The organism is Blastococcus sp. SYSU DS0616 (assembly GCF_054051015.1).
This window is the reverse complement of sequence record NZ_JBJHAJ010000005.1, coordinates 124,948-150,519: the sequence shown is the minus strand read 5'-3', so window position 1 is coordinate 150,519 and position 25,572 is coordinate 124,948. Positions and strand designations below refer to the sequence as shown.

The window sequence follows — 25,572 nt, the reverse complement described above, 5'->3', positions numbered from 1 at the left end:
CTATCCCCAGTAGAGCGTGAAGCCCACCTGCCGGCCGCCGTCCTCGGTCAGGGTCGACATGTCGATCTGTCGCCGTGCCTGCTCGTCGACCGGCTCGTCGGACAGCGCCGCGAGGTACCGCCGGTGCTCGGCCAGCGACGCGACCGCGGGCTCCACTCCCCCGCTGACGTCCATCGCGTGCGGCGGCTCACCGCCCATGGCCTGCACCGCGATGTACTGGACGCCCGACCACGGGTCCTCCGCGAGCTCCGGGAAGATCCACTCGTTGGCGGCGTCGGCGACCGCGTCGAGCACGCTGCGGGTGAGCGCCCGGTGGTCGGGCGAGTTCAGGGCGGCGGGGCTGACCCCGGGCAGGGTCCAGGTGTCCCCGCCCCAGGTGGTGACCACCAGGTCAGGCCGGTGCCGCCGGATGCCGCCCGCCAGCTCGCGCCGCAGGTCGGGCCCGGCCACCAGGACGCCGTCCCGGAGGTCGAGGAACTCCACCTCGCTCACCCCGACGACGGCGGCAGACGCACGCTCCTCCGCCTCACGCAGCGGCCCGGCCTCCGCCGGCGGCATCCCGGCGATCCCCGCCTCGCCGCGGGTGGCGAGCAGGTAGCGCACCTCCTTGCCCGCGGCCGTCCACACGGCGACCGCGGCGGCGAGGCCGTACTCGATGTCGTCGGGGTGGGCGGCGACGACGAGGGCGCGCTGCCAGTCGTCGGGCATCGGTGCGGGCACGGGTCGAGTCTGCCGTGCCGGCGTCGGCCCCGGGCGGTCAGCGGCCGCGGGCCACCCGGAGCGCCGCCGAGACCATCGGCACCTGGAGCGGCAGCCGCACCGCGGCGGCGGCCAGCACCGCCGGCTTCCCGCGGCCGAGCCGGACGTGGTGCAGGTGCGCGGGCACGAACGCCAGCAGGAGGGCGGCGGCCGACCAGCCGCCGGCCCGCCGGGTGCGCGGCGCCGCGAGCAGGGCGGCGGTACCGATCTCGGCCACCCCGCTGGCGAGCACCCACGACCGGGCGTCGCCCAGCTCCGGCGGCACCAGCCACTCGTAGGTACGCGGGCGCACCAGGTGCAGCACCCCCGACCCACCCAGCAGGGCTCCCAGCCACGTCGCGCTCGCCGGCCTCCGCACGCGCCCACCGTAGGCTGCACCGCCGTGTCCGCCGTGTCCGCCGTCGACCTGCTCGTCGTCGCGGGCGTCGCGTTCCTCGCCGGCGGGGTCAACTCGATCGCCGGCGGCGGCTCGCTGATCCTCTTCCCCACCCTCGTCGCGCTGGGGCTGGGCACTGTCGCGGCGAACGTCACCAACTCGCTGGCGCAGTGGCCCGGCTACCTCGGCGGGGTCGCCGGCTTCCGCGCCGAGTACGCCGGCCAGCGCCGGCGCCTGCTCCGGTTCGGCGCGGTGGCCGCCCTGGGCGGGCTCGGCGGCAGCGTCCTGCTGCTCACCACGCCGTCCGACGCCTTCGACGCCGTGGTCCCTGTGCTCGTGCTGCTGGCCAGCCTGCTGCTCGCCCTCCAGCCGCTGGTGACCCGACGGCTGGCCGGTCAGCTCGCCGCCGGGCCCGGCCGCGACCCGGCCTGGCTGTACCTGGCCCTGTTCCTGGCCACCGTCTACGGCGGCTACTTCGGCGGTGCGCTCGGGGTGATCCTGGTGGGCGTCCTCGGCATCGGGCTGCACCGGCTCAAGCTCGCCAACGCGCTGAAGTCGGCGCTGTCCGCGGTCACCGCCACGGTGACGCTGGTGGTGTTCGGCGTCTTCGGGCCGGTCGAGTGGACCGTCGTCGCCGTTGCCGCCCCGGCCGGCCTCGTCGGCGGCTTCCTCGGAGCGCGGCTGGCGAGCCGCATCCCCACCACGCCGCTGCGCGTGACGATCGTGACCTTCGGCGTCGCGGTGTCGGTGTACCTGTTCGTGGGGGTCTGAACGCCGTACCGCGGTCAGCGCAGGTGCGCGGTGTCGTTCACCAGCCGCACCGAGGTGCGCCCGTCGGAGCTCCAGGCGACGGTGCACAACGAGGCGGCCTCCAGGAAGACCCGGTGGACGACGTCGTCGCCGACCCCGAGCCCGGCCGCGAGCAGCAGCTTGATCGGCGTGACGTGGCTGACCACCAGCACCGTCCTCCCGGCGTGCCGGGTAAGGATGCGCCGGCGCGCACCGGCCAGCCGGGCGCTGACCTCGGCGATCGACTCCCCGCCGGGCGCCGCCACCGTCACGTCGGCCATGAACCGGCGCACCGCGAGCGGGTGCCGGGCGCGGGCCTCGTCGAAGGTCAGCCCTTCCAGGTCGCCGAAGTCCAGCTCCCGCAGGTCGTCGTCGAACTCCACCGGCAGCCCGAGCCGCGCGGCGACGATCTCGGCGGTCTCCCGCGTCCGGCGCAGCGGTGACGCGACGACCACCTCGATCCCCAGCTGGGCGGCCCGCTCCCCCGCCGCCTCGGCCTCGGCCCGCCCGGTACGCGACAGAGGCAGCTCGTTGCGGCCGCTGAACCGGCGCTCGGGGGTGTGCTCGGTCTGCCCGTGGCGCAGCAGGTGGGTGACCGTGGTGACCACCGGGGCGGGCTCCGCCGTGGGCTGGACGTCGTCCTCGGCCACGCTGGGCTCGGCGGCGGCGTCGCGGTGCACGGGCTTGCCGTCCATCGCGCTGTTGGCGAGGGCGTCGGCGGCACCGTTCTGCGCGCGGGGCACCCAGGTGTAGCGGACCCCGCCCAGCTTCCGAGCGATCGCGCGGGCCTGCAGCGCCAGCTGCTGCATGTCGGGGTGCTTGATCTTCCAGCGGCCCGACATCTGCTCGACGACCAGCTTGGAGTCCATCCGCACCTCGACCTCGGCGGAGGCGTCGAGGTCCAGCGCCGCCTGCAGCCCGGCGACCAGGCCGCCGTACTCGGCCACGTTGTTGGTGGCCCGCCCCACGGACGCAGCGCGTTCGGCGAGCACCCGGCCGGTGTCCGCGTCCCGCACCAGCGCGCCGTAGCCGGCCGGCCCGGGGTTGCCGCGGGAGCCGCCGTCGGCCTCGACGACGAACCGGCGGGTCACAGCCCGGACTCGGCCGTGCGCACCAGGATCCGCCCGCAGTTCTCGCAGCGGACCACCTCGTGGGGGTCGGCCTTCTGGACCGCCGCCAGCTCGCGGCCGTTCAGCTCGAGCCGGCAGCCCTGGCACTGCCGCGCCCGGAGCATCGCCGCCCCGGTGCTGCCGGTCTGGGCGCGGACCCGGTCGTAGAGGGTCAGCAGCGGGGCGGAGAGGCCCCCGGCGACCGCGGCGCGCGCGCTCTCGTGCCGGGTGGTGGAGTCGGCGACGTCGGCGAGCGCGTCGTCGCGCAGCTGCTCGGCGCGTTCCCGATCGGCCCGAGCCTGCTCGAGCGCCTCCTGCGCCGCCCGCAGGGTGGACTCGGCGGTCTCCAGGCGCTCCATCAGCTCGAGCTCCTGGTCCTCCAGGGTCGCCTGGCGCCGGGCGAGCGACTCGAGCTCCAGCTGCAGGCTGGTGGTCTCCCGCGCGGTGATGCCACCGGCGTCCAGGCGCTGCTGGTCACGGGTCGCGCGCTGCCGGACCGTCTCGACGTCGGCCTCCAGGCGGGACACCTCCCGCTGCAGGTCGCGGACCTCGGTCTCGGCCCGGACGACGTCGTCCCCGAGCGACCGCTCGGTCTCCGCGGCGGCCTCGACGGCCGCGGCCTCGGGCAGCGTCCGCTTCCGGTGCGCGAGCTGGGTCAGGGCGACGTCCTCCGCCGCGAGCTCCAGGAGCTTCTGCTGCTCGAAATGGTCGACCTTCACGCGCTCAACCTACCCGCGCCCCGGTCGGGTCCCGCGCCGGTGACCCGACGGCGGCCGGGTCACCGCAGCGCCAGCTCCGCCTCCACCGCGGCGACGGCGGCCGCGGGCGCGGGCAGGCCACCGGAGGCGAGCACCGCGCCGTCGACGACGAGCGACTCGACCGCCATCCCCGCACGCACCGAGCGGCGCAGCGCGGCGCCCCGCAGGCCGCGGCGGCGCCCGGCCCTCACCAGCTCCGGCAGCAGCCAGAGCCAGTTCGACGGCGAGACGACCTCGATCGCGACGTCGGCCGGCAGCCGCGCCCGCAGCGCCCGGTACACCTCCCCCACCGGGTCCGCCCGGGGGGCGTGGGCGTGCGAGCCGCCGTCGTCGAAGGGGCGCACGTCCCCGCTGCAGCAGCCGCCGCCCCCGCCCGCGGCCCGGGAGCCGCGGACGAGGACGACCCGCGAGGTCACCTGCGCGAGGTCCCGGCCGGCCCCTCCGTGGGCCCGGCCGTCGATTCGCCGACCTCGGGGTTGGCCTTCGCCACGGCGTCCGGCTCCCCCGTCCCGAATCCGTCGACCGGGGTCGACGGCCGCTCGCGGTAGGCGGTGCGCAGGGCCAGCGCCGCCTCCACGATCAGCCAGACCGCCAGGACGAAGATCAGCGCGTCCAGCGGCGCCAGCACCCAGTCCTCGGCCTCGATGAAGTTGCGCAGGTTGACGATCAGCGCCCACGACGTCATGACCAGCAGGAACACCAGCGGGATGAGCGCGGCGAGGGGGTTGCGGCCCCGGCGGGTGATCCACACGGCGATGACCGACAGCGCCAGGCCCGCGGTGAGCTGGTTGGTGGTCCCGAACAGCTGCCACAGGACCCCGAAGGTGTACCCGGCTTCCCCTTCCCCGGGGATCAGCGCCATGCCGAGCGGGATCAGGACGGCGATGGTGGTCGCGACCGTGAGGTTGCGGGAGAGCGCCCGGATGCCGAGGAGCTCGCCGATCTCCTGGACGACGTAGCGCTGCAGGCGCACGCCGGTGTCCATGGTCGTGGCGGCGAAGCTGATCACGACCACGGCGGCGAAGATGGTCGCGAGGTCGAGCGGGATCGCGATGTTGTTCGCGAACTGGGCCACGCCGTTGACGAAGTTGCCGGTCGCCCCGCTGGAGGCGGTCGCGAAGTCCGGGTAGAGCGCCTCCCAGTCCGCCTGCGAGGCGGCGACGCCGGCCGTGGCGGCCAGGACGGCACCGGTGGCCAGCGACCCCTCGCCGACCGCGCCCATGTAGCCCACATAGCGGGCGTCGGTCTCGCGGTCCAGCTGCTTGGACGTCGTGCCGGAGGAGACCAGGGAGTGGAAGCCGGAGATCGCCCCGCAGGCGATGGTGATGAAGAGGAAGGGGAAGAAGCTCGGCGAGCCCTCGGGCACGTCGTTGACCACCGGCGCCTGGATGGTGTTCATGCCGACGATGACGCCCAGGGCGATGACGCCGAGGGCGATGAAGAGCTGGTGGCTGTTGATGTAGTCGCGCGGCTGGAGCAGCACCCACACCGGGATGCGCGAGGCGATCCAGGTGTAGGCGAAGAGCAGGACCACCCAGACGTTGCGGGTCTGCTCCACCCCCAGCGCGTCGGCGAGCCCGTCGAGCGAGATCGGGAAGGCGTTCCCGACCAGGATGAGGGCGTACAGCACGATCACGCCGACGATCGACGGGATGAGCGCCGAGGACCGCGTCCGGTAGATGTAGACGCCGATGAAGATCGCCAGCGGGATCTCCAGCACGATCGGGATGACCGCACCCGGGTTGGCGACGAAGAGGTTCCCGATCACCACGGCGAAGACCGCGTTCACCAGGGTGAGCAGGAAGAAGATGATCGCCAGGAAGAGCTTCCGGGCCCGGCCGTTGATGACCTCGCCGGCCAGCGTGCCGATGCTCTTGGCCTTGTGCCGGACCGACACCGCGAGCGCGCCGAAGTCGTGCACGCCGGCGGCGAAGATGGTGCCCAGGACGATCCAGGTCAGGGCCGGGCCCCAGCCCCAGAAGACCGCGATCGCCGGGCCGACGATCGGGGCCGCCCCGGCCACCGAGGTGAAGTGGTGGCCGAACAGGACGTGCTTGTTCGTCGGCACGAAGTCGTTGCCGTCGTTGAACTGGTGGGCCGGCGTGACGAACGCCGGGTCGAGGGCGTACACCTTCCGGGCCAGGTAGCTGGAGTAGTACCGGTAGCCGAGGAAGAACAGCACCCCGACCACGGCGGCCACGACGAACGCGGGCACGGCAGAACCCCCTGGTCCACGGGCGGCCTCGTCGCCGCCGTCGGAGGGAGTGAACACTCAGCCCATGGACCCCACAAGTCTGGCCGCGCTCCACGCCGCGGGTGTGGCCGAACTGTTGTGGTCCACGCCGGACGGGCCCCCGGGGGCCACCGGCGTCGTCCCGCTGGCCCTCGGCGGCCGGCCGGCGGTCGCGCTGCCCTGGGCGCACGTGGCGACCGCCCGCGCCGCCGCGGCCGCCGGCTCGGCCGCGCTGGTCCTCTCCGAGCCACGGCTCACCGGGGTGCGGTGGTCACCCCTGGCGTTCACCGGGCGGCTCACGCTCGTGGAGGACGGCGACGGCGAGCTGTTCAGCGAGGAGTTGCTCGACCAGGAGCTGCGCAAGCACCCACCGTCGCGGGCGCTGGCCGACTCGCACATGCTCCGCCGCGAGCACTGGTGGTACCTGCCGCGCCTGGTGCTGGTCCTCGACCCGGACGCCGTCGTCCCGGTCGACCGGCGCGAGGGCCCCGCCGACGCCGTCCTGGCCGTCGACGACGGTGGCCTGCACGTGCGCACCGTCCGGGTCCCCGACTGGGACGCCGATCCGCTCGCGCTGCCGGGTGGACCGCCGGCGGTGGCCGGCCCGGCGGTGCTGGTCGGGCAGGAGCTCTCCGTGCCGGACGTCGAGCGGTGGACCGTGCACACCACCTCCGGCCGCTACGCCGACGGCCGGCTCACCGACGTGCGCCCGGCCGCGACCAGGCAGCTGGAGCCGGTCCCCGGCCTGCTCGCCCGGATCCGCCGCCAGCGCGCGCTCGAGCGCAGCTGCGTGCGGGCGTTGCGGGCCGCCGGTCACGGCTGACCGCGCGGACCGCCCCGGTCAGCCCGCGGCCGGGGCGTCGGCGCGACAGGTCCACGGGTCGGTCCGCGGGGTGGCGACGGCCACCTCCACCGCGCCGTCCAGGTCGCGGCGCAGCACGTCGGCGGCCACCGGCAGCCACGGCCACTCCGAGGCCCAGTGCGCCACGTCGCACAGCGCCGGCCCGGCCCCCTCCAGCGCGTCGGACACCGGGTGGTGCTTCAGATCGCTGGTGAGCAGCACGTCGGCCCCGGCCGCGGCGGCGGCACCCAGCAGCGAGCCACCGCTGCCGCCGCAGACCGCGACCGTGGCGATCCGCCGGTCGGGGTCACCGGCCGCCCGGACACCTCCGGCCGTGGCGGGCAGCGCGGCAGCGGCGTGCTCGGCGAACCGGCGCAGCGTCATCGGCTCCGGCAGCCGGCCCACCCGGCCGAGCCCGGCCCGCGGATCCGCGGCGGTGGGCTCCAGTGGCACGGCCTCCGCGAGGCCGAGCGCCGCCGCCAGCGCGTCGTTGACCCCGTGGCGCGGGGCCCGGTCGGCGTTGGTGTGCGCGACGAAGAGCGCGGCGCCCGCCCGGACCAGCCGGTGCACCAGCCGCCCCCGCGGGTCGTCGGCCGGCACACCGTGCACCGGGCTGAGGAACAGCGGGTGGTGGGTGACCAGCAGCTGCGCACCGGTCCGCACCACCTCGTCGACGACGGCGGCGGTCGGGTCCACGGCGAACAGCACCCGCCGCACCTCCTCCGCGGGGTCGCCGCAGACCAGCCCGACGGCGTCCCACCCCTCGGCGAGGGCCGGGTCGTAGCGGGCATCGAGGGCGGCGAGGACCTTCCCGAGCTGCACGGTCACGGCTGGTCAGGGTAGGCGGGGGTGCGCACGGCCGGTCCGGTGGAGTGCCAAGCTTCGGAGCGTGGTGCGGCGGCGTGGGGAGCGATCGCTGCGGGCCCCCGCCTGGCTCGAGGAGCTGGTGCGCACCACGCCCCCGCCGGTCCCGTGGCGCGACGTCGCCCGGTTCGCCGTCTCGATCCCCGCCCCCCTGGCCCTCGCCGTCGCCATGGGCGGCCTGGACTCCGCCGTCACGCTGGGCGCCGGCGTGTTCGGCACGATGGGGGCGCTGGCGGCGAGCCTGGCGCCCCAGCCCGGCCCGCTCCGGGACCGGCTCCGCCGGATCGGGGCGGCGACCCTCTTCGGCATGCTGGGCCTGCTGGCCGGCCAGTTCGCGACCGGTGGCGGGTGGGCACCGGTGGCCGTCATCGCGGCGCTGTCGGCGGCCGCGGCGCTGGTCAGCGCGGTCAACGCGGCTCTGTCGCTCGGCGCGCTGCAGCTGCTGATCTACACGGCGCTCGCCTCGGGGCTGGTCACCCCGCTCACGGCCGCCGCGGAGGTCGGCTTCTTCCTCTGCGGTGCGGCGTGGGCGACCCTGACGGCGTTGGTGCAGTACCGGACCGAGCCGCTGGACCCCGACCGGTCCGCCGTCGCCGCCGTCTTCACCCGCATCGGCGAGCTGCTGGCGGCGGTCGGCAGCGACGCGGCCCCCGAGGCCCGGCGGGCGCTCACCACGGCCCTCAACGCCGCCTACGACCGGGTCATCCGCAGCCGCAGCCGGTCGGCGGGCCGCAGCCGCGAGCTCTCGGAACTCGCCGGCGTCCTCAACGCGGCGGCGCCGCTCGTGGAGGGCGCCGTGGCCGCCGCGCGCGCGGGCATCCCCCCGGATCCGCAGGACGTCGCCGCCGCGCACGCGCTGGCGGCGGCAGTCTCGGGCCGCGGCGAGCTGGTCGAGCAGCGCCCCGCCCCCCTCGAGCAGGGCCATCCGGCCGTGCGGGCCGTCCGGCACGGCGTCCGGCTCGTGTGGAACGTGGTGGGCGACCCGGAGGAACGGGCCGGCGCGGCGGCCGCGGCGGTGGCCCGGCCCGACCTCCGCACCCGCCTCCACGATCTGGCCGACCGCACGCTCGCCAGCGCCGACGCCCGCAGCTTCGCCGTCCGGCTGTCGCTCTGCATGACCGTCGCGGAGATCGCCCGCCAGTACCTGCCCATCGAGCGGCCGTACTGGGTCCTGCTGACCGTCGCGATCGTGCTGAAGCCCGACTTCGGCTCGGTGTTCACCCGGGCGGTGCAGCGGGGCGCCGGAACCCTCCTCGGCGTGCTGCTCGGCTCCGCCCTCCTCGCGGCCCTCCCCCGCAACGGGTGGGTGCTCGTGGCGCTGGCCGGCGCGGCCGCGGTGCTGCCGTGGGCGCGCAACGCCAACTTCGGCCTGTTCTCCGTCTTCCAGACGCCGCTGATCATCCTGCTGCTCGATCTGGCGCTGCCTGCCGGGCCGGGGCTCGTCGGTGCCCGGCTGCTGGACACGCTGATCGGCTGCGCGATCGTGCTGGTCTTCGGCTACCTGCTGTGGCCGCAGACCTGGCGCGCCCCGCTGGACGAGGCGCTGCGCGACGCCGCCCGCGCCCTGGACGCGTTCGTGGCGGCCGCCTTCACCGGCAGCCCGGCCGAGCGCCGCCGCGCCCGCAGGCGCAGCTACCGCGCGCTCACCGAGCTGCAGACCCAGCTGCAGCGGCGCCTGGCCGAGCCACCGCCGATCAGCACGCGGGCGGCCGCGTGGTGGCCGGTGATCGTGCAGCTGGAACGCGCGTCCGACGCTGTCACCGAGGCCGTCATCGCCAGCCGCGGCGGGGAGCCGGCCCCCGATCTCGCCCAGGTGGCCGTCCTGCGCCGGGCGATCCGCGGGCTGGAGGACGACGTCCGGCGGTCGGTCGTGCCCGACGACGCGGAGCTGCACGCCGAGGGGGTGCTGGCCCCGGTGGCCCGCGAGGTCGACGCCGCCCGTCGCCTGGTGCGGGAGACCGCACCCGGGCGCCGCGGGGGCCACTGAGCCGGCCGGTTGCGCGGCCCGCTCCGAGGCCATGGGATGGCGCCGTGCCCGCCGACCCCCCGCTGCTGCCCCTGCCCCCGCTCGACGGACCGCCCCCTCCGGGCTCGCGGACGGTGACCACCGACGACGGCTGCGACCTGCACGTGGAGTTCGACGGCAGGGAGGACGCCCCGCTCACCGTCGTCCTCTGCCACGGGTTCACCGCGCGGCTGGCGGAGTGGGAGCCCCAGCGCGCGGCGCTGCGGGACCGGGCCCGGCTCGTCCTGTGGGACCAGCGCGGCCACGGCCGCTCCGGCTGGACGCCCCTGACACGGGCCACGATCGACCGCACCGGCCGCGACCTCGGCGAGGTGCTCGACGCCGTCGCCCCCACCGGGCCGGTGGTGCTCGCCGGCCACTCCATGGGCGGGATGAGCATCCTCGCGCTGGCCCGGCAGCGGCCCGAGCTGTTCGGCACCCGCATCGTCGGCGCCTTCCTGCTGGCCACCTCGGCCGGTGGACTGGTGAGCACCGGCGTCCTGGCCACGGTGGTCACGCTGATGCGCCGGCTGCGGCTGCTCCCGCTCTACCTCTGGCTGCTGCAGCGGCTGGCCCCGGCGCTGGAGCGACGTCGCCGGCGGGGCACCTTCCTCGGCCGGCGGGCCATCCGGCGGCTGCTGTTCGGCAAGGACGACGCCGACCCGCGCAGCGTGCGCCTGGTGCAGCAGCTGCTGGAGGAGACGCCCCTACCGGTGACGATGGCGTTCTACGCGACCTTCCTCGACCACGACGAGACGGCGGCGCTGGAGGTCCTCCGCCGGGTGCCGGTGACGGTGGTGGCCGCGACGCACGACCGGCTGACCCCCGAGGCCCACGGGCGGCGGATCGCCGAGGCGGTCGGCCCGGGCGCCGAGCTGGTCGTCGTCCCCGGGGCCGGGCACAGCGTCAACCTCACCCGCGCGGCGGTGGTCGACCGCGCGTTCACCGACCTGCTCGACCGGATCGAGGTCGAGCGCCGGAAGGCCGGTTGACCTGCTGGATACGGGGCACGGGAAGATGTGGCCGCCGCCACACCGTCGAGTGCGTGCACGGAGGGGCGCAGATTCGTTCGGCGGCCACCATCCGGGACGTGCGAGGCCCAGGTCCGAGCAGAGCGACCAGGGCGGCGAGGAGTGAGACGTGGACCGCATGAGTGCCCTCGACAGCGGGTTCTACTTCGCCGAGAGCGAGAACACCCCCATGCACGTGGGGTCGGTGGCGGTGTTCGACGGGCCGGCGCCCAGCTACGGCGACGTGGTCCGGCTGCTGCTCAGCAAGCTGCCGCGCGTGCCGCGGTACCGGCAGCGGGTGCGGGAGGTGCCGCTGCAGCTGGGCCGCCCGATGTGGGTCGACGACCCGCACTTCCAGATCCTGTACCACGTCCGGCACACCGCGGTGCCCTCCCCGGGCGGCGACGAGCAGCTGCGCAACCTGGCCGGCCGGGTGCTCGGCCAGCGGCTGGACATGGCCAAGCCGCTGTGGGAGCTCTGGCTCGTCGAGGGCCTGGCCGACGGGCGCTGGGCGCTCATCTCCAAGGTCCACCACTGCATGGTCGACGGCGTCGCCGGCACCGACCTCATGCAGCTGATGTTCGACCTGGACCCCGACGCCACCCACGAGGACCCCCGCGACTGGACGCCGCGGCGCGACCCCTCCTCGCTGGCCCTGGTCGCCGGCGCGGTCACCGAGGCGGCCACCCAGCCGCTGCGCACGCTGACCAGCCTGCCCTCCGTCGGGAGCGCCGCCCGCAACGTCCGCGGCCTCGCCGAGTCCGGGCGCACGCTGGCCGGCGCCCTGCCGTCGCTGGCCAAGCAGGCCGTCACCCCCACCGCCCGCTCGCTCAACGGGCACATCGGGCCGCACCGTCGCTGGGCGTGGACCCAGGGCCGGTTCGAGGAGTTCAGGTCGGTGCGCACAGCGCTCGGCGGCACGGTCAACGACGTCGTCCTCACCGCGATCACCAAGGGCTTCCGCGACCTGCTCCAGGGCCGCGGCGAGCTCTCCTCCGAGGACCTCGTCGTGCGGTCGATGGTGCCGGTCTCGGTCCGCTCCGAGCAGCAGCGCGGATCGCTGAACAACCGGGTGGCCTGCGTCTTCGTCGACCTGCCCGTCGGCGACCCGGACCCGGTGTCGCGGCTGCGCTCGATCCGCGGGCAGATGGACGAGTACAAGCGGGCGATGCAGGCCGTCGACGTCCCGACGATCATCTCGATGGGCGACTTCGTCGCGCCCACCCTGCTCTCCGTCGGGGTGCGCTCGGCGATGCAGGCCGGGCAGATGTGGTGCCAGGCGGTGACGACGAACGTGCCCGGCCCCCGGGTGCCGCTGTACGTCCTCGGCAAGCGGATGTGCTCGGCCCACGCCTACGTGCCGATCGCCGGTGGCATCCGCTGCTCGATCGGGATCTTCAGCTATCTCGACACGATGACCTTCGGCCTCAACGCCGACTTCGACGCCTTCCCCGACGTCGACGTCCTCTCCGGGGGCATCCGGCGGGGCATCGAGGAGCTGCTCGAGCTCGCCCGCGCGGCGGAGGCCACGCCCGACGTGGAGCAGCCCACCGGCGGGACCACCAAGGCCCGGGCAGCCGCCCGGTGAGCGCCGGGGGGCGCGGGCTGACCGTGGCCGTCACCGGGCCGACCGGCACCTTCGGCGCCGGGCTCGTGCCGCTGCTGCAGGACGACGACCGCATCGAGTCGATCATCGGCATCGCCCGCCGCCCGTTCGACCCGGCCGAGCGGGGCTGGACCAAGATGCGCTACCGGCAGGGCGACGTGCGCGACCCGGAGGGGCTGCGCGAGGCGTTCGCCGGTGCCGACGTCGTCGTCCACCTGGCCTTCCTGATCACCGGCAACGCCTCCCGGGAGACGACCCGGGCGATCAACGTCGACGGCACGCTGAACGTCTTCCGCGCGGCGTCGGCGGTCGGCGCCCGGCGGTTCGTCTACGCCTCCTCGGTCGCCGCCTACGGCTTCCACCGCGACAACCCGGAGCTGATCTCCGAGGAGTGGCCGGTGCGCCCGGCGGCGCGGCTGTTCTACGCCCAGGAGAAGGCCGAGCTCGAGCACCTGCTGCAGGACGAGGTGGCGGCGGCCCCCGATCTGGCGCTCTACCTGCTCCGCCCGCCGGTGGTGGTGGGTCCGCACGCCATCGGCGGGAAGGACGTGCTGCCCGGCCCGCTCGCCCCGCTGGGCCGCCTGCTGTTCGACCGGCCGCGGCGGCTGCCGGTCCCCGTGCCGCTGCTGGTGCCACGCCACCCGCTGCAGTTCGTCCACGAGGACGACGTCGGGCAGGCGCTGCTGCTGTGCGTCCTGGGCGCGGGACCGCCGGGCGCCTACAACATCGCCGGCGACGGCGTCCTCACCGCCGCGGACGTGGCCCGGGAGTTCGGCGCGATCGCGATCCCGACGCCCGCCGCGCCCGCGCAGGCCGCGGCGCGTGCGGTCTCCCGGCTGCCGTTCCTGCCGCCGGTGGCCGAGTGGGTCGAAGCGGCCACCCGGCCGGCGATCATGGACACCACGCGGGCCCGCGAGGAGCTCGGCTGGCGGCCGCGCTACACCGGGCTGGAGGCGCTGCGCGACACGCTCCGCCCGGACGGAGGGAGCTAGGCGCGGGAGCCGACGAGCCGCGCGTCGCGCATCCAGTCCAGCACCTCGGCCACCAGGCGCTCCGGCTCCTGCAGCTGGGGCACGTGGCCGACGCCGGCCCACTCGGCGTACCGCCACGCGGCGTGCTGCCGCGCGATGTCCCGCGCCGCCTGCACCGGCACCAGCCGGTCGCGGTCGCCGTGGACCAGCAGCACCGGGACGTCGATCGACGCCATCGCGGCGCGGTAGCGACGCGGATCGGCCAGCACCCGCAGCACCGAGCGGGCCGCCGCGAGGAACGCCCGGTCCATCCCCTGCACGTCGCGGCGCTCCTCGATCAGGGTGACCGACCGGTCGATGACGTCGGCGGGCACCTGCTCGGGGTCGACGCCCACCAGCTCCAGCATGTCGTGCACGCGGACCAGGGCCGACGTGCGCTGCCGCCGCCACCACAGGAAGCGCTCCCCGACGAACGGGATCGCGTAGAGCGCGAACGTGACGGCCACCAGCGGGTCCAGCGCCCGCCGCGGGCCGGGGACGGCCGGGTCGAGCAGCACCAGCCCGCGCACCGCCTCGGGGTGCTCCCCCGCCTCGAGGATCGAGATCATGCCGCCCATCGAGTTCCCCACGAGAACGGCGGGCTCCCCGACGACCTCGGCGAGGAAGCGGTTCAGCACGGCGACGTTGGCCGGGACGCTGGCCCTGCGGCCGCCGGGCTCGCTGCGCCCGAAACCCGGCAGATCGAGGGCCAGCACCCGCGCGTGCTCGCGCAGCGCCGGGGCGACGAGGTCCCAGTTCAGGTGCGAGCCGCCCAGCCCGTGCACCAGCACGACCACCGGCCCCTCCTCCGGGCCCCCGAAGTCGAGGTAGTGCACCGGTCCGTCGAGGTCCACCGTGCGGCTCCGCCCGGGCATGCCGTCCTCGCCCATCCCGCTCCTCTCCCCTGCCGTCGTCCGTACGGTGGCACGTGGTGCCACCGGTCGCAGCGCGGGCAGGCCGCGTCACGTGGCGGTACGCGAACGTCCGCTATGACGCAGGACACAGTTCGGCAACATGTGCCCGCGCGTGCAGCCACCTCAGGTGTGAGCCAGGCCGCATCTTGGTAGAGCCCGTGCACACATGGACGGCAGCCTGGAGGACGACGTGGCACGACAGCAGGGTGACGGCCCCGCACTCCCGCTCTACCTCACCGAGCCCGGCCGGGCGTTCGCCGACTACGGCCTCTACCTGGCGGCCCGCCCGCTCACGGCTCGCCTGCCCAAGGGAGACGGCCACCCCGTGCTCGTCCTCCCCGGCCTGCTCGCCGACGACTCCTCCACCCGGGTCCTCCGCGCGACGCTCCGGCGGCTGGACTACCGGGTGCACGGCTGGGGGCTGGGGCGCAACATCGGCCCGACCGCCGTCTGCGTCAACGGGCTGCGCGACAAGCTCGACTACCTGCACGGCCGCTACGGCCGCGAGGTGACGGTCATCGGCTGGAGCCTCGGCGGCATCTTCGCCCGCGACCTCGCCCGGCAGTGCCCCGACCAGGTGCGCCAGGTGATCACCCTCGGCAGCCCGTTCCGCATCGAGCGGCACAGCCAGACCCGGGCGTCGAAGGCGTTCGACCGCTACGCCCACCTGCACGTGGAGCAGCGCCAGTTCCCGCTGGAGTCCGAGGGCTGCCCCCTGCCGGTGCCCGCGACGTCGATCTACTCCCACCTCGACGGCATCGTGCACTGGCAGACCTGCCTGAACGTGCCCGGTGAGCGCTGCGAGAACATCGCGGTCATGGCCAGCCACCTCGGCATCGGCCACCACCCGGCGGCGCTCTGGGCGATCGCCGACCGGCTGGCGCAGCCCGAGGGCGAGTGGACCCCGTTCCGGGCGCCGGCGTTCCTGCGGCCGGCGTTCCCGAAGCCCGCCGAGCCGGCCCCGGCGTCCGAGGCGCCCGTCGCCGCCTGACCGGCGTACGCGGCATCGTCCGCTGCGCCACCGGTTGCTCCGAGGACGACGGGGTGGGCGCGACAGGGTTCGAACCTGCGACCGCTCGCTTGTAAGGCGAGAGCTCTACCGCTGAGCTACGCGCCCCGCCGGCCCAGCGTAAGGACCTCCCCGCCGCTCGCCACTCGCGAGCGCGCGGGGAGACCCCTGGCCGGGCGGCCGGTCAGGCAGCCACGAGCTGCGCGACCGCGTCCTTCCAGCCGGACTGCTGGCGGGCGTCGCCGGGGGCGTTGACCTCGGCGAAGGCGATGGCGCCCTCGGCGTCGACGAGGAACGTGCCGCGCAGGGCCATGCCGGCCTTCTCGTTGAACACCCCGTAGGTCTGCGCGACCTCGCCGTGCGGCCAGAAGTCCGAGAGCAGCGGGAACTCGAGGTTCTCCTGCGCCTTGAACGCCTTGAGGCTGAAGACGGGATCGGTGCTGATGGCCAGCACCTTCACCCCCGCACCGGTGTAGGAGGTCAGCTCGTCGCGCAGCTGGCAGAGCTCGCCGGTGCAGATGCCGGAGAAGGCGAAGGGGTAGAAGACGAGGAGCACGGGCGTGCCGCGCAGGTCGGCCAGGGACACGACCTGCTTGTCCTGGTCGGGCAGGCTGAACTCGGGCGCGCGGTCACCGACGGAGAGGCTCATGCCCGTGATCGTGCCCCACCCGTGGTGACCGGCTGGAACGGCCCCCGTCGGCCCCGTCCAGAGGCTCGTCCCGAGCGTGCGAGGGATGAGGAGGACAGGGTCCTCTTTCAGCGGCGGCTGCGCGCCGCCTTCGGGGTGACCAGCCGGATGCCGGACCAGTCCTTGGCCGCGGAGATGCTGCTGGTCTGCGAGAGACCGGCCGTGGGGGCGACCTCGGTGACGTCGCCGGGCTCCACGTGCCCGGGCCGGCCGGACTTCGGGACCAGCAGCCAGACGACGCCCTCGTCGCCCAGCGAGGTCAGCGCGTCGGTGAGGGCGTCGAACAGGTCGCCGTCGTCCTCGCGCCACCAGAGGATGACGACGTCGGCCACCTCGTCGGTGTCCTCGTCCACCATCTCGCTGCCGGACGCCTCGATGATCGAGTCGCGCAGGTCCTCGTCGGCGTCCTCGCTCCAGCCGAGCTCCTGCACGACCATGCCCGGCTTGATGCCCAGCCGGGCCGCCATGCCGGCGCTGTCGACGCTCATCCCTGCTGCTCCTCCATGGGTCGGCCTACTGCTGGCCAGGTGTGGGGTGTCCGGTGCCCGGCCCGGCCGGTGATCACGCACGAAGGCGTCACGGGAAGACCGAGCGGGCGACGGACGGGCACGCGGCGGAGATCGACACGACCAGCGGGAGAACCACCCGCACCCCGGTCATGTCACCCCTCTCGCTGTCGTCGACGCCGTCGTCCGGCCGTCGTGGCCGGGCATCCGGGGCGGCGCCGTCTCGTCGATGCACCGCAGGCGGAAGCGTAGGGCATACGGGGCGGGGCGCAAGCCTGCGTGCACCGGGCGCACCGGGGGCGCGCGTCCGACACGACTTTTCCGCAGAGCGGACACAGACGTGACGGGGACGACGTCGGCAGGAGACGATGGAGCCATGAGCGCACCGCAGCAGCCGGACGGCGACCCCGCCCGCGCAGGACAGACCCGCGCGGTCATCACCGACGGGCTCCCCAGCCAACTGGTCGACACCGACCCCGACGAGACCCAGGAGTGGCTGGAGTCCCTCGACGCGGTCGTCGACCATGCCGGCCGCGGCCGGGCCCGCTACCTCATGCTCCGGATGCTCGAGCGCAGCCGGCAGCAGCAGGTAGGGGTGCCGGCCCTGCGCAGCACCGACTACATCAACACCATCCCGCCGGAGCGCGAGCCCTGGTTCCCCGGTGACGAGCACGCCGAGCGGCGCATCCGCGCCTACATCCGGTGGAACGCCGCGATCATGGTGCACCGGGCGCAGCGTCCCGGGGTCGGCGTCGGCGGGCACATCTCCTCCTACGCCTCGTCGGCGTCGCTGTACGAGGTCGGGTTCAACCACTTCTTCCGCGGCAAGGACCACCCCGGCGGCGGCGACCAGATCTGGTTCCAGGGGCACGCCTCCCCCGGCATCTACGCCCGCGCCTTCCTCGAGGGCCGGCTCACCGAGCAGCAGCTCGACGGCTTCCGGCAGGAGGTCAGCCACCCCGGCGGCGGGCTGTCGTCCTACCCGCACCCCCGGCTGATGCCCGAGTTCTGGGAGTTCCCGACCGTCTCGATGGGGCTCGGCCCGCTCAACGCGATCTACCAGGCGCGGTTCAACCGCTACCTGCACGCGCGCGGGGTCAAGGACACGTCCGACCAGCACGTGTGGGCGTTCCTCGGCGACGGCGAGATGGACGAGCCCGAGTCGCTGGGCGCCATCGGACTGGCCGCCCGCGAGGAGCTGGACAACCTCACCTTCGTCATCAACTGCAACCTGCAGCGGCTCGACGGCCCGGTGCGCGGCAACGGCAAGGTCATCCAGGAGCTCGAGTCGTTCTTCCGCGGCGCCGGCTGGAACGTCATCAAGGTGATCTGGGGCCGCGGCTGGGACAAGCTGCTGGCGGCCGACCGCGACGGCGCCCTGGTCAACCTGATGAACCAGACGCCCGACGGCGACTACCAGACCTACAAGGCCGAGGACGGCGCCTTCGTCCGCGAGCACTTCTTCGGCCGCGACCCGCGCACCCGCAAGCTCGTCGAGGGGATGAGCGACAAGGAGGTCTGGGACCTCGCCCGCGGGGGCCACGACTACCGCAAGGTCTACGCCGCCTACAAGGCCGCGATGGAGCACAAGGGCCAGCCGACGGTCATCCTCGCCAAGACCATCAAGGGCTGGACCCTGGGCAGCCACTTCGAGGGCCGCAACTCCACGCACCAGATGAAGAAGCTGACCGCCGAGGACCTCGCCGCCTTCCGCGACCGGCTCTACCTGGACATCCCCGACTCGGCGCTGGACAAGACCCTGCCGCCCTACTACAAGCCCGACCCCGACTCCGACGAGATGCAGTACATGCTCGAGCGGCGCCGGGCGCTCGGCGGGGCGGTGCCGCGCCGGCGGGCGGAGTTCAAGACGCTCAAGGCGCCCGAGGACAAGGCCCTCGACGTCCTGCGCCGCGGCTCGGGCAAGCAGGAGGTGGCGACGACGATGGCGTTCGTCCGCCTGCTCAAGGAGCTGCTCAAGGACTCCGAGCTCGGCCCGCGCTTCGTGCCGATCATCCCCGACGAGGCGCGCACCTTCGGGATGGACTCCCTCTTCCCGACCCAGAAGATCTACAACCCGGCCGGCCAGCGCTACACCTCGGTCGACCGCGAGCTGATGCTCACCTACAAGGAGTCCGAGCAGGGCCAGATCCTGCACGAGGGGATCAACGAGGCCGGCTCGACGGCGTCGTTCACGGCCGCCGCCACGTCGTACTCGACCCACGGCGAGCCGATGATCCCGATCTACATCTTCTACTCGATGTTCGGGTTCCAGCGGACCGGCGACTCCATCTGGGCCGCCGCCGACCAGATGAGCCGCGGCTTCCTGCTCGGTGCCACCGCCGGGCGGACGACGCTCAACGGCGAGGGGCTCCAGCACGAGGACGGCCACTCGCTCCTTCTGGCGCACACCAACCCGGCGGTGGTGTCCTACGACCCGGCGTTCTCCTACGAGGTCGCGCACATCACCCGCGACGCCCTCGTGCGCATGTACGGCGAGGACCCGGGCGCCCCGCTGGGCGGCTCCCGCTCCCCCGACGTCATGTACTACCTGACGGTCTACAACGAGCCGTTCAGCCAGCCGGCCGAGCCGGAGGACCTGGACGTGCAGGGCCTGCTGGCCGGCATGTACCGCTACGCCGAGGGCCCGCGGGCCGACGACGGCGCGGCCGGCGAGGTCAAGGCGCAGGTGCTCGCGTCCGGCGTCGCCGTGCCGTGGGCGCTGCGGGCCCAGGAACTGCTGGCCCAGGACTGGGGCGTGAGCGCCGACGTCTGGTCGGTGACGTCGTGGAACGAGCTGCGCCGGCAGGCCGACGAGTGCGCGGAGTGGAACCTCCTGCACCCCGAGGAGGAGCCGCGGACGCCGTTCGTGACCGCGCGGCTGCAGGAGACTGTGGGTCCGGTCGTGGCGGTGTCGGACTGGATGCGCGCCGTCCCCGACCTGATCGCGCCGTACGTGCCCGGCGGCATGGCGACGCTGGGCACCGACGGGTTCGGGCTCTCCGACACCCGCCCGGCGCTGCGGCGGCACTTCCACGTCGACGCCGAGTCGATCGTGGTGCGCACGCTCGCCTCGCTGGCCGACGAGGGCCAGGTGGACCGGGCACGGGTGCGCGAGGCGGTGGAGAAGTACCGGGTGCGCGACGTGCAGGCCGCGCCGGCCGACGAGCGGTCGGACCCCAGCCCCGCCACCTGAAAGAGGACCCCCTCGCCCCCCACCGCTCGCACGCTCGCGGCGGGACCCTGCGAGGGGGCCGACGGCGGGGCACGGTGAGTGCCCCGCCGTCCGTTCAGCGTGCGCGGTGGCGGCGGATGATCTCCGCGTAGGCGCGACCGCTGTCCTTGATCGTGCGCCGCTGGGTCTCGTAGTCGACGTGCACGAGGCCGAACCGCTGGGCGTAGCCGCGGGCCCACTCGAAGTTGTCCAGCAGCGACCAGGCGAAGTAGCCGCGGACGTCGACGCCGTCGTCCATGGCCGCCTGGAGCGCCGCCAGGTGCCGGAGCAGGAAGTCGGTGCGCTCGGGGTCGTGCACGGCCCCGTCGGCGGAGACCTCGTCGTCCCAGGCCGAGCCGTTCTCCGTGATGACCAGGGGGAGCCCGGGCGCCTGCTCCTCGAGCCACAGCAGGAGCCGGGTGAACGCCTCCGGGCTGACCCCCCAGCCCATCGTCGTCGTGACCCCTTCCGGGTCCAGCTCGACGACGTCCTCTCCCCCGATGAACGAGGTCGGCGGCATGTCCTCGGGTCGCGCGCCGGCCCGCACCGTCTGCTCGAAGTAGTAGTTGACGCCCAGCCAGTCCAGCGGCGCGGAGATGACCTCGAGGTCGCCGTCCTCCACCGGCAGCGGGGCGCCGGCAGCGGCCAGGTCGGCGACGACGTCCTCGGGGTAGGCACCGGAGACGATCGGCACGAGGAACATCCGGTTCTGCTGCCCGTCGAGCCGACGGGCGGCGTCGACGTCCTCCGGCCGGTCGCTGGCCGGGGACATCGGCGTGAAGTTCAGCGTGATGCCCAGGTGGTCGACGCCCTTGTCGCGCAGCACCCGGCTGGCCAGCCCGTGGCCGAGCAGCAGGTGGTGCACCGCGCGGGAGGCGGAGACGGCGTCGCGGATGCCCGGCGCGTGCGCCCCCGACTGGTGGCCGAGCAGGGCGCTCACCATCGGCTCGTTGAGCGTCGACCAGTGCCGCACCCGGTCCCCGAGCGCGTCGTGGACGATGCCGGCGTAGTCGGCGAAGCGGGCTGCGGTCTCCCGGTCGGTCCAGCCGCCGCGGTCCTGCAGCGCCTGCGGCAGGTCCCAGTGGTAGAGCGTCAGCCAGGGGTCCACGCCCTGCTCCAGCAGCTCGTCGACCAGGCGGCGGTAGAAGTCCAGGCCCCGCTGCTCCACGCGGCCGGCGCCCTCGGGCAGCACTCGCGGCCACGCCACGGAGAACCGGTAGGCCGACAGGCCCAGCTCCTTCATCAGCGCGATGTCCTCGGGATACCGGGTGTAGTGCTCGACGGCGACGTCCCCGGTGTCGCCCCGGAAGGTCCGGCCCGGGGTGTGGCTGAAGGTGTCCCAGATGGAGGGGCCCCGGCCGTCGACGTCGACGGCGCCCTCGATCTGGTAGGCCGCGGTGGCGGCGCCGAAGAAGAACCCGGGCGGGAAGGTGAGCCCTTCGGCGAGCTCCGGACGGCTGTCGGTCGAGGACATGGGCACACTGCTCCTTGGGCGGGTCGGTGGGACCGGGGCGCCGGCCGGCGGGCGTGCGCCGGTGACGCGGTGAGAACGCTCTCACACCGAGCGCCCGGTCGTCTCGCTCGGACGGGCGGAGCCCCTCGCAGACCTCGTGCGGACGACCGGCGCGCACTACCGTGACCTCCCGGCGGCCCGGTACCGGTCGCCGCCCGTGACCGCGGAGGAGGTGCCATGACCACCGCCGGTGCGCGACCTCCGACGCCCACGCTGGAGCAGGTGGCCGCGCTCGCCGGGGTCTCCCGGGCAACGGTGTCGCGGGTCATCAACGACTCGCCGCGCGTCAGCCCGCAGGCCCGGGACGCGGTGCACGCCGCCGTCGAGGCGCTGCGGTACGTCCCCAACCGGATGGCCCGCAGCCTGGTCACCCGGCGCACCGACACCCTCGCGCTGGTGCTGTCGGAGTCCAACACCCAGATCTTCGCCGACCCCTTCTTCGCCCGCATCGTCCGCGGGCTGTCGGCCCGGCTGGCCGAGACCGACCTGAACCTGGTGCTGCTGGCCGCCCGCGGCCGGCGGGAGCAGGAGAAGGTCGCCCGCTACGTCCAGCAGGGGCACGTCGACGGCGTCATCCTCATCTCGCTGCACCGCGACGACCTGCTGCCCGACCTGCTCGCCCGCTCCCCCGTGCCGCTCGTGATGTCCGGGCGGCCGCTCGACGGCCGGCCGGTGCCCTACGTCGACGCCGACAACGTCGGCGGGGCCACCACCGCCACCGCCCACCTGCTGTCGCTGGGCCGCACCCGGGTCGGCACGGTCACCGGCCCGCTCGACATGGTGGCGGGTCTGGACCGGCTGGCCGGGTACCGCGCCGCGCTAGCCGCCGCCGGCGTGCCCGCCCGGCCGGAGCTGGTCGCCGAGGGCGACTTCACCGAGGCCGGGGGCTCACGCGCCATGACCCGGCTCCTGACCGACGTCCCCGACCTGGACGCCGTCTTCGTCGCCTCCGACCCGATGGCGGTCGGGGCGCTGCGCGTCCTGCGGGCAGCCGGCCGGCGGGTGCCCGACGACGTCGCGGTGGTGGGGTTCGACGACGCCGAGGTGGCGGCGGCCTGCGACCCCCCGTTGACGACCGTGGCCCAGCCGCTGGAGGAGATGACCAGTGGGCTGGTCGACCTGCTGCTCGACCAGATCGGCTCGGCCGGGTCCGGGGCCGAGGCCGCGGCTCGCGTCTGCGGCACCTCCCTGGTGCGCCGCGGCTCCGCCTAACCGCTGAGGGCGCGCAGCGCCATCTGGGCGTAGAGCGCCACGCCGGCCGGCAGCGGCTCCTCGTCGAACACGACCAGGTTGGAGTGGTTGGGCGGCGCCGTGGCCGGGTCGATGCCGTGCGGGCGGGCGCCGAGCCACGCCATGACGCCGGGCACCCGCTGCAGCACGTAGGCGAAGTCCTCGGCACCCATCAGCGGGGCCGGCATCAGCACGGCGGCGTCCCGGCCCAGCAGCTCGGCCGCCGTGGTCAGCACGTGGGCGGCCATGCCGGGGTCGTTCATGGTGACCGGGTAGCCCTCGAAGTGCTCCCAGTGCAGCTCCATCTCGTGGGCGGCGGCGACGTGGGTGGCGACCCGCCGCACCGAGGCGACCACGTCAGCACGACGCTCGGCCGACAGCGTCCGGATCGTGCCCTCGAGGTAGGCGGTGTCGGGGATGACGTTGTTGGTCGACCCCGCCTCGATGTGCGCGACGGTCACGACGGCCGGGTCGAAGACGTCGACCCGGCGGGTCACCATCGCCTGCAGGGCCAGCACGATCTCGGCCGCCACCGGGATCGGGTCGGCGGCCGCGTGCGGCTCCGAGGCGTGGCCGCCCCGGCCGCGCAGCGTCATCCGCCACTGGTCGGCGGCGGCCATCATCGGCCCGGGCCGGACGTTCACCGTCCCGCTGGGCAGCGTCGAGGAGATGTGCAGCGCGAAGGCGCCGCTCACCGGCGCCTCGGGGACGACGTCGAGCAGGCCCTCCTCGAGCATGTAGCGCGCACCGTGGAAGCCCTCCTCCCCCGGCTGCACCATGAACACCACCTGCCCGGCCAGCTCGTCCCGGCGGGCGGCGAGCAGCCGGGCGGCGCCCACCAGCATCGCCACGTGGGTGTCGTGCCCGCAGGCGTGCATCACGCCGGGGACCTCGGAGGCGAAGGGCAGGGCGCTGTCCTCGTGCACGGGCAGCGCGTCCATGTCGCCGCGGAGCAGGAACGTGGGGCCCGGCCGCGCCCCGCGCAGCACGCCCACGACCGAGCTCGTGGTGGTGCCGGTGGTGACCTCCAGCGGGAGTTCGGCGAACGCCTCCAGCACCGTGGCCTGCGTCCGGGGCAGGTGCAGCCCGATCTCCGGGTGGCGGTGCAGCTGCCGCCGCAGCTCGATGGTGCGGTCGGCGTCCGAGTACGCGGCGGCGAGCAGCGGAAGGACCTCCTCGCCCCCCTCCGCTCGCGCGCTCGCGGCGGGATCCTGCGAGGAGGCCGATTCCATGCTCACCACTCTGCCCAGTCGGGGCGGCCGGCGTCGAGTTGCCACACGAGGACCGCGGACGCCGGGCCGGTGCCCACCGGCCCGGCGTCGTGCCGTCGCACGCCGGAGGCGTCGGCGACGAGCACCAGCCCCGGGGGCGGCGCGACCTCCTCCCCCGCCTGCGGGCGGGCCACCCACAGCCGGGCGTCCCCGCGGCCCAGGTCCAGCCACCCACCGGGCGACCGGTGCACCGCGTGCGTCGCGGGCTCCGCGGGAGCGGCGCTGCGCAGGTAGCACTGCAGCACCCGCGCTCCCCGGTCGCCGGCCACCTCGTCGTGGACCAGCCCATCCCCCGCGCGGAGCACCGCGACGTCACCGGCGGTCAGGTCGGCCCCCGGGCCCCACCGGTGGCGCAGGGCCCCGTCCAGGACGACGGCGACGACGTCGACCGCCCGGTGCTCGTGCCGGCCGTAGCCGGCGCCCGGCCCGAGCCGGTCGTCGGCGATCCGCAGCAGCGGGCCCAGCGAGCCGTCGTCGGGCGCCAGCACCACGCGGGAGTCGAGGCCGCTCACCGCGGCGCTCCCGCCGTCCCCGCGAGCACCGGCCGAGGCATGGTCCACACCTGCACTCTCCCCGATCCCGCGGGGCGTGACACGCTGACCCGGTGAGCCGGGTGAGCAACCGCCCGCCGAGCGACGCGACGCTGCGGCGGCTGGAGCGGGCGTCGGGGTCGTTGGCCACGCAGGCCGTGGCCCGGATGGACGAGGACCTGCCCTGGTTCCGGGCCATGCCGGCCGACCAGCGCTCGTGGGTCACCCTCGTCGCCCAGGCCGGCATCGCATCGCTCGTCGAGTGGTGCCGCAACCCCGGGCGGCCCCCCCGCCTCACCGGCGAGGTGTTCGGGGCGGCACCGCGCGAGCTGGTGCGGGCCGTGGCGCTGAAGCAGACCGTCGACCTCATCAAGGTCACGGTCGAGGTGACGGAGGAACGCGTCGCATCGGTCGCCGAGCCCGGCGACGAGGAGGCGCTGCGGCTCGCCGTGCTGCAGTTCAGCCGCGAGGTCGCCTTCGCCACCGCACACGTCTACGCCACCTTCGCAGAGAACCGGGGCGCCTGGGACGCGCGCCTGGAGGCGCTGGTGGTCGACGCGCTGGTGCGTGGCGAGCGTTCCGAGGAGCTCTCCGGCCGGGCCGCGGCGCTGGGCTGGGCCGCCGGCACGCCGGCGCTCGTCGTCGTGGGGGCGACGCCGACCGGGCACGACGATCCGCACGGGGCCGTGCGCCGGGCCGCCCGCGGGCTGGGCTGCGACGTGCTGGTCGGCGTGCACGCCGACCAGCTGGTGGTCGTCCTGGGCGGCACCGGCGACCTCGAGGCCGCTGCGGAGCGGGTCGCGGACGACTTCGGTGCGGGTCCGGTGGTCACCGGCCCGGTCGTGGACGGGCTGGGACGCGCCGCCGTCTCCGCCGCCGCGGCGCTGGCCGGGCTGCGGGCAGCGGCCGCCTGGCCGGAGGCGCCGCGCCCGGTCGCGGCGGACGCCCTGCTCGCCGAGCGCGCGCTCGACGGCGACCCGCTGGCCCGCACCGCCCTGCACGAGCACGTGGCCGCGCCGCTGCGCTCGGCCGGTGGCGGGGTGCTGGACACGGTGCGCGCGGTGCTGAGCAGCGGGGGCAACCTCGAGGCGAGCGCCCGGGCGATCTTCGTGCACCCCAACACCGTGCGGTACCGGCTGCGGCGGGCCGCGGAGCTCACCGGGCTGTCGGCGACCGACCCCCGGGGCAGCTGGACCCTGCAGGTGGCCCTCGCGCTCGCCGCGCTGGACCACGACCGCTCCCTCTGGCACTGACCCGGACGGTCCGGTTCCCACCACAGGAACGCGCCTCGAGCCCCTGAACCCGCGCGTGTTTTGGAGGAACTCGACAAAGATCACCAG

General features: G+C 74.8%; 24 protein-coding genes and 1 tRNA gene. 10 read left to right on the top strand and 15 right to left on the bottom strand.

Features of this window, described 5'->3' with window-relative positions; translation table 11 throughout:
• Positions 1-720, bottom strand: a complete 720-nt coding sequence (locus ACI79K_RS05700; protein ID WP_456599179.1) for a PIG-L deacetylase family protein — start codon at positions 718-720, stop codon at positions 1-3.
• A gap of 37 nt (positions 721-757) precedes the next feature.
• Positions 758-1,117 (bottom strand): DoxX family protein, encoded by a 360-nt coding sequence (locus tag ACI79K_RS05695; protein ID WP_456599178.1) that lies wholly within the window; start codon positions 1,115-1,117, stop codon positions 758-760.
• Between the two features lie 24 nt (positions 1,118-1,141).
• Between ACI79K_RS05695 and ACI79K_RS05690 the strand changes: the two genes are divergently transcribed.
• Positions 1,142-1,906 (top strand): sulfite exporter TauE/SafE family protein, encoded by a 765-nt coding sequence (locus ACI79K_RS05690; RefSeq protein WP_456599177.1) that lies wholly within the window; start codon positions 1,142-1,144, stop codon positions 1,904-1,906.
• Positions 1,907-1,920: 14 nt separating this feature from the next.
• On the opposite strand, the gene ACI79K_RS05685 is transcribed toward ACI79K_RS05690, so the two are convergent.
• Genes ACI79K_RS05685 through ACI79K_RS05670 form a run of 4 tightly spaced genes read right to left on the bottom strand, consistent with a single transcriptional unit; the run spans position 1,921 to position 6,006 of the window.
• Complete coding sequence (locus tag ACI79K_RS05685; protein ID WP_456589004.1) at positions 1,921-3,015, bottom strand: bifunctional RNase H/acid phosphatase; 1,095 nt, start codon at positions 3,013-3,015, stop codon at positions 1,921-1,923.
• Positions 3,012-3,752: a zinc ribbon domain-containing protein gene (locus tag ACI79K_RS05680; RefSeq protein ID WP_456589003.1), complete on the bottom strand. Its 741-nt coding sequence runs from the start codon at positions 3,750-3,752 to the stop codon at positions 3,012-3,014. The genes ACI79K_RS05685 and ACI79K_RS05680 overlap by 4 nt, the downstream gene beginning before the upstream one ends.
• A gap of 59 nt (positions 3,753-3,811) precedes the next feature.
• Positions 3,812-4,207 (bottom strand): hypothetical protein, encoded by a 396-nt coding sequence (locus tag ACI79K_RS05675; protein WP_456589002.1) that lies wholly within the window; start codon positions 4,205-4,207, stop codon positions 3,812-3,814.
• Positions 4,204-6,006, bottom strand: coding sequence for a carbon starvation CstA family protein (locus ACI79K_RS05670; RefSeq protein ID WP_456599176.1), 1,803 nt, complete (start codon positions 6,004-6,006; stop codon positions 4,204-4,206). The genes ACI79K_RS05675 and ACI79K_RS05670 overlap by 4 nt, the downstream gene beginning before the upstream one ends.
• 64 nt (positions 6,007-6,070) lie before the next feature.
• Between ACI79K_RS05670 and ACI79K_RS05665 the strand changes: the two genes are divergently transcribed.
• Positions 6,071-6,847, top strand: a complete 777-nt coding sequence (locus ACI79K_RS05665) for a hypothetical protein (protein WP_456589000.1) — start codon at positions 6,071-6,073, stop codon at positions 6,845-6,847.
• Between the two features lie 18 nt (positions 6,848-6,865).
• Here the strand turns inward: ACI79K_RS05665 and ACI79K_RS05660 are convergent, their stop codons facing one another.
• On the bottom strand, positions 6,866-7,693 hold the full coding sequence (locus ACI79K_RS05660) for a Nif3-like dinuclear metal center hexameric protein (protein WP_456599175.1): 828 nt from the start codon (positions 7,691-7,693) through the stop codon (positions 6,866-6,868).
• A gap of 61 nt (positions 7,694-7,754) precedes the next feature.
• Between ACI79K_RS05660 and ACI79K_RS05655 the strand changes: the two genes are divergently transcribed.
• The 4 genes from ACI79K_RS05655 to ACI79K_RS05640 all read left to right on the top strand — a co-directional run bounded on the left by ACI79K_RS05655 (position 7,755) and on the right by ACI79K_RS05640 (position 13,342).
• Positions 7,755-9,716 (top strand): FUSC family protein, encoded by a 1,962-nt coding sequence (locus ACI79K_RS05655; RefSeq protein WP_456599174.1) that lies wholly within the window; start codon positions 7,755-7,757, stop codon positions 9,714-9,716.
• A gap of 44 nt (positions 9,717-9,760) precedes the next feature.
• A complete protein-coding gene (locus tag ACI79K_RS05650; protein WP_456588997.1) occupies positions 9,761-10,726 on the top strand; it encodes an alpha/beta fold hydrolase in 966 nt (321 codons plus the stop codon).
• Between the two features lie 157 nt (positions 10,727-10,883).
• A complete protein-coding gene (locus ACI79K_RS05645) occupies positions 10,884-12,332 on the top strand; it encodes a WS/DGAT/MGAT family O-acyltransferase (RefSeq protein ID WP_456589065.1) in 1,449 nt (482 codons plus the stop codon).
• The gene (locus tag ACI79K_RS05640; protein WP_456599173.1) at positions 12,329-13,342 is read left to right on the top strand and encodes an NAD-dependent epimerase/dehydratase family protein; all 1,014 of its coding nucleotides are present in this window, start codon (positions 12,329-12,331) and stop codon (positions 13,340-13,342) included. Before ACI79K_RS05645 ends, ACI79K_RS05640 begins: the two co-directional genes overlap by 4 nt.
• On the opposite strand, the gene ACI79K_RS05635 is transcribed toward ACI79K_RS05640, so the two are convergent.
• Positions 13,339-14,250, bottom strand: a complete 912-nt coding sequence (locus ACI79K_RS05635; RefSeq protein ID WP_456588995.1) for an alpha/beta fold hydrolase — start codon at positions 14,248-14,250, stop codon at positions 13,339-13,341. The genes ACI79K_RS05640 and ACI79K_RS05635 overlap by 4 nt on opposite strands.
• A 190-nt stretch (positions 14,251-14,440) precedes the next feature.
• Between ACI79K_RS05635 and ACI79K_RS05630 the strand changes: the two genes are divergently transcribed.
• The gene (locus tag ACI79K_RS05630; protein WP_456588994.1) at positions 14,441-15,265 is read left to right on the top strand and encodes an esterase/lipase family protein; all 825 of its coding nucleotides are present in this window, start codon (positions 14,441-14,443) and stop codon (positions 15,263-15,265) included.
• 54 nt (positions 15,266-15,319) lie between these two features.
• On the opposite strand, the gene ACI79K_RS05625 is transcribed toward ACI79K_RS05630, so the two are convergent.
• From ACI79K_RS05625 to ACI79K_RS05610, 4 genes are all read right to left on the bottom strand, one after another.
• Positions 15,320-15,391, bottom strand: a tRNA-Val gene (locus ACI79K_RS05625).
• A gap of 76 nt (positions 15,392-15,467) precedes the next feature.
• The gene (locus tag ACI79K_RS05620; RefSeq protein WP_456599172.1) at positions 15,468-15,932 is read right to left on the bottom strand and encodes a peroxiredoxin; all 465 of its coding nucleotides are present in this window, start codon (positions 15,930-15,932) and stop codon (positions 15,468-15,470) included.
• A 107-nt stretch (positions 15,933-16,039) separates the two neighbouring features.
• Positions 16,040-16,459: a DUF3052 domain-containing protein gene (locus tag ACI79K_RS05615; RefSeq protein WP_456588992.1), complete on the bottom strand. Its 420-nt coding sequence runs from the start codon at positions 16,457-16,459 to the stop codon at positions 16,040-16,042.
• A gap of 88 nt (positions 16,460-16,547) precedes the next feature.
• Positions 16,548-16,712, bottom strand: coding sequence for a hypothetical protein (locus ACI79K_RS05610; protein ID WP_456588991.1), 165 nt, complete (start codon positions 16,710-16,712; stop codon positions 16,548-16,550).
• 141 nt (positions 16,713-16,853) lie between these two features.
• On the opposite strand from ACI79K_RS05610, the gene aceE reads away from it, so the two are divergent.
• Positions 16,854-19,670 carry a pyruvate dehydrogenase (acetyl-transferring), homodimeric type gene (gene aceE, locus ACI79K_RS05605; protein ID WP_456599171.1) on the top strand — a complete coding sequence of 939 codons (2,817 nt, stop codon included), beginning with the start codon at positions 16,854-16,856 and terminating at the stop codon, positions 19,668-19,670.
• 94 nt (positions 19,671-19,764) lie between these two features.
• Here the strand turns inward: aceE and ACI79K_RS05600 are convergent, their stop codons facing one another.
• Positions 19,765-21,162, bottom strand: a complete 1,398-nt coding sequence (locus ACI79K_RS05600) for a GH1 family beta-glucosidase (protein WP_456599170.1) — start codon at positions 21,160-21,162, stop codon at positions 19,765-19,767.
• Positions 21,163-21,378: 216 nt separating this feature from the next.
• On the opposite strand from ACI79K_RS05600, the gene ACI79K_RS05595 reads away from it, so the two are divergent.
• The gene (locus tag ACI79K_RS05595) at positions 21,379-22,413 is read left to right on the top strand and encodes a LacI family DNA-binding transcriptional regulator (RefSeq protein WP_456588988.1); all 1,035 of its coding nucleotides are present in this window, start codon (positions 21,379-21,381) and stop codon (positions 22,411-22,413) included.
• On the opposite strand, the gene ACI79K_RS05590 is transcribed toward ACI79K_RS05595, so the two are convergent.
• Both ACI79K_RS05590 and ACI79K_RS05585 read right to left on the bottom strand, forming a co-directional pair.
• Positions 22,410-23,663: a M20 metallopeptidase family protein gene (locus ACI79K_RS05590; RefSeq protein WP_456599169.1), complete on the bottom strand. Its 1,254-nt coding sequence runs from the start codon at positions 23,661-23,663 to the stop codon at positions 22,410-22,412. The genes ACI79K_RS05595 and ACI79K_RS05590 overlap by 4 nt on opposite strands.
• A 2-nt stretch (positions 23,664-23,665) precedes the next feature.
• The gene (locus tag ACI79K_RS05585; protein WP_456599168.1) at positions 23,666-24,214 is read right to left on the bottom strand and encodes a pirin family protein; all 549 of its coding nucleotides are present in this window, start codon (positions 24,212-24,214) and stop codon (positions 23,666-23,668) included.
• A 92-nt stretch (positions 24,215-24,306) separates the two neighbouring features.
• Between ACI79K_RS05585 and ACI79K_RS05580 the strand changes: the two genes are divergently transcribed.
• The gene (locus tag ACI79K_RS05580; protein WP_456588985.1) at positions 24,307-25,485 is read left to right on the top strand and encodes a PucR family transcriptional regulator; all 1,179 of its coding nucleotides are present in this window, start codon (positions 24,307-24,309) and stop codon (positions 25,483-25,485) included.
• The last annotated feature ends 87 nt before the right edge of the window (positions 25,486-25,572 follow it).